Consider the following 13,080-nt stretch of genomic DNA (forward strand, 5'->3'; position numbering starts at 1 on the left):
CTATTCTTACGTCATCAGTAATGTGGACGAGTAGGACGAACGAGAGGTTGCGACCAACCATGAACGCCGACGTCACCCCCGAAGCCGGGGTCGAGATGCCCGAACCGCAGTACCGGGAGCGTGCGGCCTTCGGCTACGCCGGAGTCCCGGTATTCCTGGTCTGCCTGCTCGTCCTCGTGATCGGCCTTGTGCTGGCCGTGACCGGGCTCTTCACCGGCCCCCTCGCGCTGCTGGCCGTGGGTGCGCTGCTCGCGGTGGCCGCCGTCGTCGTCGGCCTCGGACTCACCGTCGTCGCGCCGAACGAGGCCCGCGTCATCCAGTTCCTCGGCCGCTACGTCGGCACGGTCCGCACGGACGGCCTGCGCTGGGTCAACCCGCTGACCACGCGGAAGCCGGTGTCGATCCGGATCCGGAACCACGAGACCTCGGTCATGAAGGTCAACGACTCCTCAGGCAGCCCGATCGAGATCGCCGCCGTGGTGGTCTGGCAGGTGGAGGACACCGCGCGTGCGGTCTTCGAGGTGGACGACTTCATCAGGTTCGTCTCGATCCAGACCGAGGCGGCGGTGCGGCACATCGCCAACAACTACCCCTACGACGCGCACAAGACCGACACGCTCTCCCTGCGGGACAACGCCGACGAGATCACCGAGAAGCTGTCCAGGGAGATCGCCGAGCGCGTGGAGTCGGCCGGGGTGCGTATCATCGAGTCCCGGTTCACGCACCTCGCATATGCCCAGGAGATCGCCCAGGCCATGCTGCAGCGCCAGCAGGCCACCGCGGTCGTGGCGGCGCGGCAGCAGATCGTGGAGGGCGCGGTCGGCATGGTCGACCTCGCGCTCCAGCGGCTCTCCGAGGAAGAGGTGGTCGAGCTCGACGAGGAGCGCAAGGCGTCCATGGTCAGCAACCTGTTGGTCGTGCTGTGCTCGGACCGTCCGACCAACCCGGTCGTCAACACCGGATCGCTGTACCAGTAGGGAGCGGCCGAACACCGTGGCCGAGCGGAAGAAGATCCTCCTCAGGCTGGACCCGGCGGTCCACGATGCCCTCGCCCGCTGGGCCGGCGACGAGCTACGCAGCACCAACGCCCAAATCGAGTTCATCCTCCGCCGATCCCTGTCCGAGGCCGGCCGCATGCCGAAGAACTCCGGTGAGATGCCGCGCCGCGGGCGGCCGCCCAAACGTCGCCCCGCTGCCGATCAGGACCGGCAGGACGATGCGGTCGGCAATGGAGAGGCGGGGGACGACGACTGACCCGTGCATCCGGCCCGCGTCGTCCCCGCCCAGGTGGAGGTGGCCGCCTCAGCGCGGTCCCCGCGCTCACCTCCGCTCGGCGATCATCGGCATCGCGTCCGGCCGGGGCGTGGCCGCGGGCACCTCGCGGACCGTGTGCCAGTAGGCCGGGCGCATCCGCCAGCGCGAGCACACGGTCGCGACGGCCACGGTCATCTCCGTCCAGGCGAACGCGTCGCCGACGCACCGGCGGTCGCCGTCGCCGAACGGGATGAAGGCGCCGTGGGGCAGGAGCCGCGAGCCCTCGGCGGTGCGCCAGCGGTCCGGGGTGAACCGGTCGGGGAAGCGGAACAGCCACGGGTTGCGGTGCACCGCGTAGGGGCTGATGGCGAGCTCGATCCCCTCGGGGAAGTGCACGCCGCCGATCTTCACCGGGGCGGTGGTGCGGCGCAGCAGCAGCGGCGCCGAATGCAGCCGGATCACCTCATTGAGCACCCGCTGCGTGTACTCCAGCCGCGCCAGGTCATCGTGGGTGCAGGGCCGCCCGCCGAGGACGGTGTCGACCTCCTCCCGCAGGCGGTCGGCCGCCTTGGGGTGCCGGGCCAGCTCGTGGAAGGTCCACGCCAGCGTGGCGGAGGCCGCCTCGGTGCCGGACATGAGCATGGCCATCAGCTCATCGCGGATCCGCCCGTCGGACATGGCCGTCCCGGTCTCCGGGTCGCGGACCGACATCACCAGGGACAACAGGTCGTCGAAGTCCCCCTCGGCGCCGCGGCGCTCCTTGATGAGGGCGTCGAGGACGAACCGCAGCCGCGCCGCCGCCGCGTCGTAGCTCTGGTGCGGGGACCTCGGCAGTCGGTCGAGCATCTGCGGCGTGATCGCGCGCGCGAGCGCTCCCTTGCTCACCACACGCGTGGAGTACCTGATCTCCGCGGCGGCGGAGCGGTCCAGGCCACTGGAGAAGACCGCTTCCAGGAGGATGCCGAGCACCAGGTCGAACATGGCCTCGTCCACCCGCACCATCTCACCGGGCCGCCAGGCGGCGATCAGCTCCTCGGCATGGTGGACGCTGATGGCGGTGTGCTCGGCGGCCGGAACCCGGTGGAGCGCCGAGAGCACGAGCCGCCGCTGCCGCTGGTGCACATCGCCCTCCGACGTCACCAGCCCGGACCCCAGGACGGGGCGCAGCCGCTCGTACACCCGCCCCCGACCGAGGGAGGCGGCCTTGGTGACCAGCGCCTCGTGCGCCAGGTCCGGATCGGTGACGAGGTAGACCGATGACGTGCCCACGTCGACGCGGACCATCCCGCCCTTCGGGCGCAGGGAGGCGAGGAACGCCAGCGGGCGGCGCCACAGCTGCAGCACATGCCCCGCCAGGGGGATCCGGCCGGGGGCAGCCGGGACGGAACCCAGAGAACCCAGCGAAGACAGGGCGGCCATGGTGCGTCTCTCCTTCGCCTCTGCGTCGCTCCTCCGGCCAGTACGCGCGGAGTGATCAAGGGCTGTCAAGATCCCCCGAGGCGATGAAAGCATCGATCGTCCTGCGGGGATCCACACGCAGAGAAACGGACCGCCACACCGCGCGAAGAACCCGAAAAGAGGACACGCCGGAACTAGTGGGACGGTGTCGGCGCGGCAGTCTCTAGGATCACCTCAGCCACACCGCGCCCGCCGGAGCCCGGAGCGCGGCCATCCCCCAGCGTGCCGGCTCCCGTGACCCCGACTCGTACAAGGAGAACCCCGCGACATGCGCGCCATGGGAACCCCGCGCCGACCGCGCCGCACACGGTCGGCCCTGACCTTCGTCGCCGCCCTCGCCACCGCCGCCACGATCACCGCCCCGCCGGTGGCCGCCGCCGCGGATGCGGGGACCGCGGCCGCGGGCAGCGCGTCCCGCACCATCACCACGCATGAGTTCACGGCGAAGGAACGGGAACAGGCCCTGTCCTACTGGACCGAGAAGCGCATGCGCCAGGTCGGCCGCGACCTGGACCTCGGCCGAACCGGGCCGCTGACCCACCCGTGGAAAGGGGTGGAGATGCCGACCGTCGGCCGCCTGTTCTTCGTCAACGCCGACGGAGCCGACACCTGGTGCACCGCCACGGCCGTCGACAGCCGAAACCGGTCGGTGGTCATGGCCGCGGCCCACTGCGTGCGACGCGGCTCCTCCATCCCGGAGAACTACTCCTCCACCATGGTCTTCGTGCCCGGCTACAACCGGGGCGAACGCCCCTACGGCGCATTCGCCGCCCGCGCCACCCTCACCCCGGACAGCTGGACGAAGGAATCGGTCAACGACGTCGCCGCGATCGTCGTGGACCGGGGCTACCGGGGCAAGCTCACCGAGCAGGTCGGTGGCCAGGCCATCGCCTTCGACCGCAAGACCGGCGGCAACATCACCGCCTTCGGCTACCCCGCCACCCGCCCACAGCGCGGCGAGGAACTCCTCTACTGCTCCGGTACCGCGAAGTCGGCCCCCGACAACGAACAGCGCATCCCCTGCGACATGAGCGGCGGCGCCAGCGGCGGCCCCTGGCTGGCCGACCTCGATGAGCACACCGGCCTCGGCACCCTCGTCTCGGTCAACAGCCACGGCAACGGCTTGGACCACAGCACCCGCATGTACGGCCCGGTCCTGGGCACGGCGGCCCGCGAGGTCTACGACCTGGCAGCGGGCATGTGACGCCGTGGCCACCCGGCCGCTCGGACCGGGTGGCGGCCCCGCTCTCTACCCGCGGACGGTACCGCTCTCCCGGTCTGCCACCTGCGGGCTGCCGGCGATGCGGGTCGCGTTCCCCCCTCCTGTGAGTCCCAGACCGTGGGCCAACCGTCGGCGGTGCCATTCGGGGGAGCCGAACAGGAGCGCCGAGCCGTGTGCGCGCTTGAAGTAGCGGTGGCAGTCGTGCTCCCAGGTGATGCCGATGCCGCCGTGGAGTTGGATGGCCTCGCCCGCGATCGTGCGGAAGGCCTCCGAGCAGGACGACTTCGCCAGCGCGGCCACGGCCGACGCGTCGGGGGCGCCATTGGCCAGGGCGAAGGCGGCGGCGTACGAGGCGGAACGCGCGCTTTCCAGAAGGACGTACATGTCGGCGAGGCGGTGTTTGACCGCCTGGAACGCGCCGATGGGCCGACCGAACTGGACGCGTTGGCGGGCGTAGGCCACGGTCATGTCCAGGCAGTGGGCGGCTCCGCCGACCTGCTCGGCGGACAGGGCGGTGCACGCGGTGTCCAGGACGTGCCGCATCACGCGTTCGCCGTGCGAGGTCAGGAGGGTGGCGGGGGCCGCGTCCAGCAGGACGCGGCCTTGGGGACGGGAGAGGTCCATCGGAACCTGCGGCTCGACGGTGACGCCCGGCGCCGCCCGGTCCACCGCCAACACCGCGAGTCCGCGGTCGGTGCGCGCCGCCACCAGCAGGAGCCCGGCGCGGCCCGCGTCGAGCACGTGCTCTTTGACGCCGGTCAGACGCCAGGAGGGTCCGGACGTCGGCTGTGCACGGGGTGAACCGGACGCGGTGCCCCCGCTGTCCGACACGGCGCGGGTCGCGATAGCGTCGGTGCCGAAGGAGCCCCGCTCGGCCCAGGCGAGTGCGCCGACCAGGGTCCCGGCCGTGAGCCGCGGCAGCCATTCGGCGCGGGCCGGGGCGTCGTCACAGGCCAGGAGCGCCTGGGTGGTGAGCACCGCCGATCCCAGGAAGGGAATCGGCGTCAGTGCCCGGCCGAGCTCCTCCATGACGACGTGCGTTTCCAAGCAGGAGTATCCAGCGCCGCCGAGTTTCTCCGGCACCGCCAGTGCGTGCGCTCCGACCTGCTCAGCGAGCAGCCGCCACACGTCCTCCGCGACATCTTCTGAGGCCACTCCCGGTTCGCGCTGAGGGGTCCCGCCTCGGCGTTCCACCAGCGTGCGCACGGTCGTGCGCAACTCCTCCTGCTCGGCACTGAACCGCATGGCCCTCCTCCGTGTGCGCTGATGGGCGGTGTCTGGGTCGACCGATGTCCATCGAAGCCGTTGAAAGAACCGACAAGGCCGACAAGAAAGGTGGTATTGCGTGTCCATGAGCACGGACGCGAGCACCAACGCCGAGCGCTTCATCGTCGTGACCGGGGGACCCGGGTCCGGCAAGAGCACGCTCATCTCGCGGCTGCGCGCGGCGGGGTATCCGGGCACCGACGAGGCGGGGCGCGGTGTCATCCGCGATCAGACCGCCATCGGCGGCAGCGCGGTGCCCTGGGTCGATGCGGCGCTGTTCGCGGAGGCGATGCTGTCCTGGGAGATGCGCTCCTACCGGCTCGCGGCGGCGGAGACCGGCCCGGTCTTCTTCGATCGGGGCCTGCCGGACATCGTCGGGTACCTGAACCTGGTGGGACATCCGGTGCCGGCGCACGTCAGCACGGCGGCACACCGGCTGCGCTACCGCACGCGCGTGTTCGTGGCCCCGCCCTGGCCGGAGATCTACGTGGGGGACGACGAGCGTCGGCAGTCGTTCGCTGAGGCCAAGCGGACCTGGGCGCAGATGGTGGAGACCTACACGGACTACGGCTATGAGCCCATCGAGCTTCCCCGGGCCTCGGTCGAGGAGCGGGTCAGGTTTGTACTGGAGGCCTTGCTCTGAAGCCTGGCGGCACGGGCGTCCGATCCCCGTGACCGGTGGGGGAGGGGTGCCGCTCACCACCGCCACCTCCCTCAATATCACCTAACAAGTGTTTGATAGGGTAGCGTGCGCCAGCCCGCGGCGACAGAGAGGGCCGGATGGACATACCCGACCTGCGACCCGAAGCGGACGGCGGCGTCAGCGGCGGCGACTCCAGTGGTGACCGGGCGTTCCGGCAGGAAGTCCGCGACTGGCTGGCCGCCAACCTCACCGGCGGCTTCGCCCGTGCCCGCGGGCTCGGCGGCCCAGGGCGCAACCACGAGGCCTTCGACGTCCGCCTGGCCTGGGAGCGCCACATGGCGGCGGCCGGGTGGACCTGCATCGGCTGGCCCGAGGCGTACGGCGGCCGGGGTGCGAGCATCCGGGAACAGGTCATCTTCCACGAGGAATACGCCCTGGCCGACGCCCCCGAGCGGGTCAACCACATGGGCGAGCAGCTCCTCGGCCCGACCCTGATCGCGCTGGGCACCCCGCACCAGCGCGAGCGCTTTCTGCCGCGCGTCGCCGCGGTCGAAGAGCTGTGGTGCCAGGGCTACTCCGAACCCGGAGCCGGATCCGACCTCGCCGCCATCGCGACCCGCGCCGAACGCGTCGGCGACCACTGGGTCGTCAACGGGCAGAAGGTGTGGACGTCGCACGCCCGCGACGCCGACTGGTGCTTCGCCATCGTCCGTACCGAACCGGGCTCGCAGCGTCGGCAGGGCTTGAGCTGCCTGCTGATCCCCATGGACCAGCCGGGCGTTCGCGTCCGCCCGCTCACCCAGCTCACCGGCACCTCGGAGTTCAACGAGGTGTTCTTCGACGACGCCCGCACCGACGCGGACAACGTCGTCGGTGCGCCCGGCGACGGCTGGGGAGTGGCCATGACCACGCTCGGCTTCGAGCGCGGTGTGTCGATGCTGGGCCGCCAGGTCGCCTACGAGCGCGAGCTTCGGCGGCTGATCGGCATCGCCCGAGCCAACGGCGCCGCGGACGACCCGCTGATCGCCGACCGCCTGACCCGGGCCTGGATCGGCGTGCGGACGATGCGGTTCACCGCGCTGCGCACCATGGCCGGTATACGTGACGGTGCGCCCGGTTCGGAGGCCTCCATCGGCAAGATCCACTGGGCGCGGTGGCACCGCGCGCTCGGCGAGCTCGCGATGGACGTTCTGGGGCCCGGGTCGATGGTGGCCCAGGAGGCGCCCTACGGTCTGGACCGCTGGCAGAACCTGTTTCTCTTCTCCCGCGCCGACACGGTCTACGCGGGCACCGACGAGATCCAGCGCGACATCATCGCCGAGCGGGTACTGGGCCTGCCGAAGGACCGCGGGCCGCTGCCGGGGCACCGCAGCCCTCGGCCGGACCCCGCTTGACCGGGGAGAGGAGCGCGGTCGAGGGCGGGCGGGGCGGGATCACCCGTTGCCGGTCCACCCCTGCTGCTCGCGGACCTGTTTCTTCAGTAGCTTCCCCGCGGCATTGCGCGGCAGTTCCGCGTCCACCACGTGGATGTGGTCGGGGATCTTGAAGGCGGCCAGCCGGGACTTGAGGTGGTCGCGCAGGTCGTCGGGGTCCATGCGATGGCCGTCGTGCAGCCGTACCACCGCGCCGACCTCCTCGCCGTACACGTCGTGTGGCACCCCGACCACGGCCACCTCACTCACCGCGGGGTGTTCATGGATCGCCGCCTCCACCTCCGGACAGTAGACGTTCTCCCCGCCCCGGATGATCATGTCCTTTAGGCGATCTACAATGTAAAGGAAGCCTTCCTCGTCCAACCGTCCGATATCCCCGGTGTGCAGCCATCCGTCCGTGAACGTCGAAGCCGTGGCCTCGGGACGCCGCCAGTACCCCAGTACCACGCCAGGGCCGTTCAGCCAGATCTCGCCGAGCTCGCCGGTCGGGAGCTCCGTCCCCTCCGGATCGACGATCTTCACATCGACGGCGGCGACCGGCACGCCCGCGCTGTCCGGCCGCAGCAGGTAGTCGGTGGCCGCGTTGAGCGAGGCCGTGGCCGAACACTCCGTCAGCCCGTACCCCTGTCCGAGCACCAGGTCCTGCAGGCTGCCGTGCGCCCGGGAGACCAGCGCCGGAGCCGCCGGGGCACCCCCGGTGCCCAGGGACAACAGGCTGGACAGGTCGTACTCGGCCAGGTGGGGGGAGGCGAGCATCTGGCCGACCATCGTCGGCACCGCCGTGATCCCGGTGACCCGCTCCCGTTCCACCAGTGCGAGCGCCTCCTCGGCGTCCCACCGGTACATCAGCACCAGCGTCCCGCCCTGCGCCAGAGCGGGCAGCATGATCGTCTGGGCCCCGGTGGCGTGGAACAGGGGAACCGGGCACAGGACGACCGGTGTGGGCAGGGCCTCCATGTAGGCCAGGCCATCGTCCAGATCCAGGCCGAGGCGCATGAGCGAGCGGACCCGCGCGTATTGCAGCGAGACGAGGTTGGACAGCATGTTGCGGTGCGAACAGACCGCACCCTTGGGCACACCCGTGGTCCCCGAGGTGTAGAAGATGCCCGCCGGATCGTCCGGCGCGATCTCCGCATCCGGCAGTCGCACATTCCGCGCCACCTCGCCCAACACCTCGGCCCACACCCGCGTCCCCTCCGGCAGCGAGGCCGGGCGGGGAGACCCGGCGGCGTCCCCGGTCCCGTCGGCCTCGGCTGACGCGGCGCGAACGGCGATGGCCGGGACGCCGAGCCGCGGCAGCACGTCGGCCACCCGGTCCAGCCGTTCCTGGTCGGCGATCAGCACCTTCGCACCGCTGTCGGCGAGCCCGAACTCCAGCTCGCTCCCGGTCCACCACGCGTTCAGCGGCACCGCGATCGCGCCGATGCTCACGGTCGCGAAGAAGGAGATGACCCACTCGGGGTAGTTCCGCATGGCGATCGCGACCCGGTCGCCCCTGGTCACGCCGTAGTCGTCGACCAGGCGGTGCGCCAGGGCGGCGGCGCTGCGGTAGAAATCGGCGTGCGTCATCCGCTCCCGCTCATAGACGAGCGCGACCGCGTCGCCGTGCTCCCCGCTGCCCTCCAGAATCGCGCGCAGGTGCGGCGGGGCGTGTTTCCAGACCCGGGTGGGCGTCCCGTTGACGTCGACAGTCTCCATCTCGAACGGGCTACCGGCCACCAGCATGCGGGAGGTGACGGCGACCATCGAGCGCAGGGGGCGGGTGAGGTCCGACTCTGTCATGTCTGCTCCGATCGTGGGGGTCCCCGGTGGATCCGGAGGCCGGGCGGATAGGGCGAAGGCGAGGCGGGGAAACGACGAAGGGCGGCCACGAAGGGCCGCCCTGGGGGTGCGTTCATCCGAATCGCATCGGTTCGCACGCGGTGAAGATGCAGGTGAATCTGGATGGGACGGGGCCGTCCTCTCGGTCGATTCCGTCGCTGCGACTCATCGATGGTCTCCAGGGCACGAGCGCGATCCGTGGTCGAGGTGAAGCGACCCTACAAGACCGACCGGTCGGTGTCCTCAGCCGGGGGGACCACACATCAGGGAGATCAACCGGTGAACAGGTGCAGGTTGTACTTGGCCAGAATGGGGTTGATCGGCACGAAGTAGGTGGTGCCGCCGGTACGGCAGCTCCCAGTGCCGCCGATCAGAAACCCCTGGATCTGGTTGCCACTGATGAAAGGCCCGCCCAGGTCACCGGCCTCCGCGCACACGCTGGTCCGGGTCAGCCCGTACATCGTGCCCCAGTCGAAGCGGATGCTCTGGTTCTTGGCCTGGATGGTTCCGCAGTGCCAGCCGGTGGCGGATCCCGCGCGGCAGACGGCGGCCCCGATCGACGCCTCCCGCGATCCCTGGATCGACCTGGTGGGCGGTTGCCCGGGGGAGGTGCGGACATAGGACGTCGGGATCCAGCCGTCGTGTAGCTCGACGAAGGCGACCCCGTCCTGCCGCGACGACCACACGACGGTGCCGATGACGCGGCCGTCCGGACCGATGATGGTATCCCCGGGGTTGCCGCACATGTATGAGGTCAGGAACCCGTAGGTGCCGTCCGAGGTCGTGACGACCGCACCGATGGCGCAGCGGTTGAGGTCGTTGCCATCGAGGTGGATGGGGTCGCCGGCGATGACGCGTGCGGGTTCGTCGCTGGCGGGAGCGGGGGTGGGGGAGCCGAGTGCGGCGGCGGCAGCGGCTGGGGCGAAAGCGAGGAGCATCCCGAGGGCCAGCAGGGAGGCGCCGAGGAGTCGGAGGAGACGCTGGGGGATGGGTGTCATATCCGTGTTCCTTGCCTGTGGGGGTGGACAAGGCGAAGCGGCCGCCGGGGCGGGTGCCCGGGCCGCTCCCTCCCCTCGGGATGACCCGCGTCGTGGGCGGGACAGCCCGCGCGGGAAGGGGGTTCACCGGGTCGACGGCTCAACCGTCGACCAGCCGAACGATAAGCAGATGAGGGGGCCGCCGAATAGACCTGTTTCCTTACCGAAATGGCCCCGCGGCACAGCGCAGGGTCGGGACTTGCGGTGATTCCGCAGGTCCCGACCCTGTCAGGGCGGTAGCCCGGGTGCGCGACGGGGCGGTGGGTGACGGTCCCTAGCTGTCCCGATCGGCTAGTCAGCCGATCTCGCCGGACCCCATTCCGGCGATCGATGTGCGCGCGGCCTTCCGTGCGGGCACGATCGCGGCCACCAGACCGGCGACCACCGCCGCCGCGAGGAACACCCCGATCAGCCCCACCGGCACACGCAGGATCAGGTCTTCGAGCGTCGCCATGGCGGCGGCCCAGCCGAACAGCACGCCGAGCGCGACGCCCAGTCCCGCGCCGACGAGCGACACGAGGACCGCCTCGATGCTCAGCATCCGCCGCAGCTGCGCCCGGGTCAGCCCGAGCGCGCGGAGCAGCGCCGACTCTCGGGTCCGCTCAAGCACCGACAGCGCCATGGTGTTGGCGATGCCGAACACCGCGATGACGATGGCCAGCCCCAGCAGCGCGGCCACCGTCCAGAAAACAGCGGTCAGGACGGTCGTGTACTGCTGCTTCAGCTCGGCCACACCGCCGAGGGCGAGTGTGGGGTCGCCAGCGGTCGTCGCGAGGATGGCCTCGCGGACTTCGGCGAGATCCGTGTCCTCGGCCGCCTTGATCGCGACCGCCGTGTTGGTCGTGGCGCTGGGGTAGGCGTCGGCGAAGTCGGCCTCATCCATGACGGTCCACGACAACGGGCCGTCGCCGTCTGTGATCGCCGCGATGTCGTAGGACCGTTCGTCCCCCTTCTCCGACGGCAGCTTCAGCGTGTCGCCCACGCTGAGCTGGAGCCACTCGGCCGTAAACCGGTGGATCGAGATCTTGCCCGGGCCGACGTTCGACAGGTCCCCGGCCTTCACCTTCTGCCGGATGTCGGTACCGATGACGGCGTCGGAGTAGGTGGCGATAGCGACCGTGTCCTCCCCGTCCGGGCCGTTGAAGGGGGTGGTGACCTCGCGTCGCGGGTACGCGCCACGGATCAGGGGCGATGCCGCGAGCTTGCTGATGATCGCTGAGGGCACCCCGCTGTCCGCGTCGCCCTTCTCACCATCGGCGTCCGCTCCGACGCCTGCACCTCTGGAGGCCTCGCTCAGCATCGTGTCCCGCGACAGCTCGTAGTCGACGGAGAACTTCAGGCCCAGCTGGTCGTCGAGGGTCGCCTCCGTCGAGGAGTTGATCACCGAGTAGCCGGTCATGAGCGTGGCGCCGACGGTGAGCGCGATCATGGCGGTGGCGGCGCGCTTGGGGCTGCGCCGGGCGTTGTCAGTGGCCAGCATGCTGGCCACACCGACCTTGCGCATCGGAATCCCGACCACGCGGACGATGGCGCGCACCAGCACCGGGCCGATGATCACCACGCCGACGAAACACACCATTCCGGAGGCGACAACGGTGATCATCGCGGTGGGACTCGGTTTCCCCTGGAGCGCGAAGGCGATCATCCCCGCCGAGATCAGGAAGAACACCGAGGCACCGGCAACGCGCTTCCACCCGTTGCCTTCCTCTATACCGGTGGCCACGGCACCGGCGCGCAGTGCGGCCAGAGGCGGGACCGCGGTGGCGCGCCAGGCGGGCAGCAGGGCGGAGACGACCGTGACGAGGGTTCCGACCAGCAGGCCTGCGGCGATCGCGGTGAGGCTGAGGCTTGGCGGTCCGGCGACGGTGAGGCCGCCCAGGACGTTGGCGGCGAGCGTGCCGACGGAGGCGATCCCGGCCGCGGCGAGACCGAATCCGGCCGCGACGCCGATCAGGGAGGAGAGGAAGCCGACGATCACCGCCTCGATCAGGACATTGCCGAAGATCTGGTGGCGTTGGGCGCCGACGCAGCGCAGCAGCGCTGTCTCGCGCTGGCGCTGGGCGATGAGGATGGCGAAGGTGTTGTAGATGACGATCCCGGCGACGAACATGGCCACCGCCGCGAACAGCAGCAATGCGGTTCCCAGGAGACCCACCTGGCTGCCTCCCGCCGCCGTGGCCATCTCATCGCCCATCTCCTGGCCGGTCATGGCTTTGGCGGGAGACTCGAGCGCGGTGGCGAGGGCCTGTTTGAGCTCGTGCGGGGAGACGCCTTCGGCGCCGGTGACGTCGATCTCGCGGAAGTCCGCGGCGCCGGTCATCTTCTCGGCCGTGGCGGGGTCGAAGGCGACCACGCCACGGTTGCCGAGCTCCGGCTCGACACCGACGTCGACGAGGCCGACGACGTCGAAGTCGTGCTTGGCGCCGGTGGAGTCCAGGATCGTCACGGTGTCGCCGATGCCGTAGTCGGCCGAGGCCGCGCTGGTGGTGGCCAGTGCGACCTCGTCGCCGTTGGTGGGGAGACGCCCCTCGTCCGCTGGGTAGCGGCTGACCAGGTCATCGCCGACCGAGAGGCCCGCGGTTCCGAACCCGAGAATGCGGCCGTCCTTGTCCAGCAGCGGGGTGTCGCCGTAGGTCAGGCCGTCAGCCTTGGCGACCTGCGGCAGTGCGCGCACCTCCGCGAGCATCTCGGCGGTGAGGGCGGGTTCCTCCCACTCCTCCGCCTCGTCAGGGGTGGAGGGTTGGGCGGCTTCCCAGTCGATGACAACGGCGGCGTCGATCCGGTCCGTCGATCCCTTGACCTTGTCGTTGAAGGTGTCCTGGATCGTGTCGGTGAAGACGAGGGTGCCGGAGACGAACATGACGCCGAGGATGATGGCTAGGGCGGTGGTGATCAGGCGGGCCTTGTGCAGGCGCAGGCCGGCCAGGGTGGTGCGCAGCATGGCGG

The 13,080-nt window shown here is 70.6% G+C and carries 10 protein-coding genes; 5 read left to right on the top strand and 5 right to left on the bottom strand.

All coding sequences use genetic code 11. The features are described 5' to 3' along the window. Window positions 1-59 precede the first annotated feature (59 nt). Together CDO52_RS14385 and CDO52_RS14390 are read left to right on the top strand one after the other, a co-directional pair. Window positions 60-977: an SPFH domain-containing protein gene (locus tag CDO52_RS14385; protein ID WP_017621144.1), complete on the top strand. Its 918-nt coding sequence runs from the start codon at window positions 60-62 to the stop codon at window positions 975-977. Window positions 978-993: 16 nt separating this feature from the next. Then, window positions 994-1,254 (top strand): hypothetical protein, encoded by a 261-nt coding sequence (locus tag CDO52_RS14390; protein WP_017621143.1) that lies wholly within the window; start codon window positions 994-996, stop codon window positions 1,252-1,254. Between the two features lie 66 nt (window positions 1,255-1,320). Here the strand turns inward: CDO52_RS14390 and CDO52_RS14395 are convergent, their stop codons facing one another. Further along, complete coding sequence (locus CDO52_RS14395) at window positions 1,321-2,673, bottom strand: cytochrome P450 (protein ID WP_017621142.1); 1,353 nt, start codon at window positions 2,671-2,673, stop codon at window positions 1,321-1,323. A gap of 307 nt (window positions 2,674-2,980) precedes the next feature. Here CDO52_RS14395 and CDO52_RS14400 point away from each other — a divergent pair, with 307 nt between their 5' ends. After that, window positions 2,981-3,916 (top strand): trypsin-like serine peptidase, encoded by a 936-nt coding sequence (locus CDO52_RS14400; protein WP_017621141.1) that lies wholly within the window; start codon window positions 2,981-2,983, stop codon window positions 3,914-3,916. A 45-nt stretch (window positions 3,917-3,961) separates the two neighbouring features. Here CDO52_RS14400 and CDO52_RS14405 read toward each other — a convergent pair whose 3' ends face one another. After that, window positions 3,962-5,179 carry an acyl-CoA dehydrogenase family protein gene (locus CDO52_RS14405; protein WP_017621140.1) on the bottom strand — a complete coding sequence of 406 codons (1,218 nt, stop codon included), beginning with the start codon at window positions 5,177-5,179 and terminating at the stop codon, window positions 3,962-3,964. A gap of 106 nt (window positions 5,180-5,285) precedes the next feature. On the opposite strand from CDO52_RS14405, the gene CDO52_RS14410 reads away from it, so the two are divergent. Both CDO52_RS14410 and CDO52_RS14415 read left to right on the top strand, forming a co-directional pair. After that, the gene (locus CDO52_RS14410; protein WP_017621139.1) at window positions 5,286-5,843 is read left to right on the top strand and encodes an AAA family ATPase; all 558 of its coding nucleotides are present in this window, start codon (window positions 5,286-5,288) and stop codon (window positions 5,841-5,843) included. Window positions 5,844-5,980: 137 nt separating this feature from the next. Further along, window positions 5,981-7,237 (top strand): acyl-CoA dehydrogenase family protein, encoded by a 1,257-nt coding sequence (locus tag CDO52_RS14415; RefSeq protein WP_094932447.1) that lies wholly within the window; start codon window positions 5,981-5,983, stop codon window positions 7,235-7,237. A 39-nt stretch (window positions 7,238-7,276) separates the two neighbouring features. Here CDO52_RS14415 and CDO52_RS14420 read toward each other — a convergent pair whose 3' ends face one another. From CDO52_RS14420 to CDO52_RS14430, 3 genes are all read right to left on the bottom strand, one after another. Next, window positions 7,277-9,058, bottom strand: a complete 1,782-nt coding sequence (locus CDO52_RS14420; protein ID WP_094932448.1) for a class I adenylate-forming enzyme family protein — start codon at window positions 9,056-9,058, stop codon at window positions 7,277-7,279. 311 nt (window positions 9,059-9,369) lie between these two features. Next, complete coding sequence (locus tag CDO52_RS14425; protein ID WP_017621136.1) at window positions 9,370-10,095, bottom strand: S1 family peptidase; 726 nt, start codon at window positions 10,093-10,095, stop codon at window positions 9,370-9,372. 334 nt (window positions 10,096-10,429) lie between these two features. Then, entirely contained in the window at window positions 10,430-13,075 is a 2,646-nt protein-coding gene (locus tag CDO52_RS14430) for an ABC transporter permease (protein WP_094932449.1), read from the bottom strand. Between the last annotated feature and the right edge of the window lie 5 nt (window positions 13,076-13,080).

It is taken from the genome of Nocardiopsis gilva YIM 90087 (genome assembly GCF_002263495.1).
Taxonomy (GTDB): domain Bacteria; phylum Actinomycetota; class Actinomycetes; order Streptosporangiales; family Streptosporangiaceae; genus Nocardiopsis_C; species Nocardiopsis_C gilva.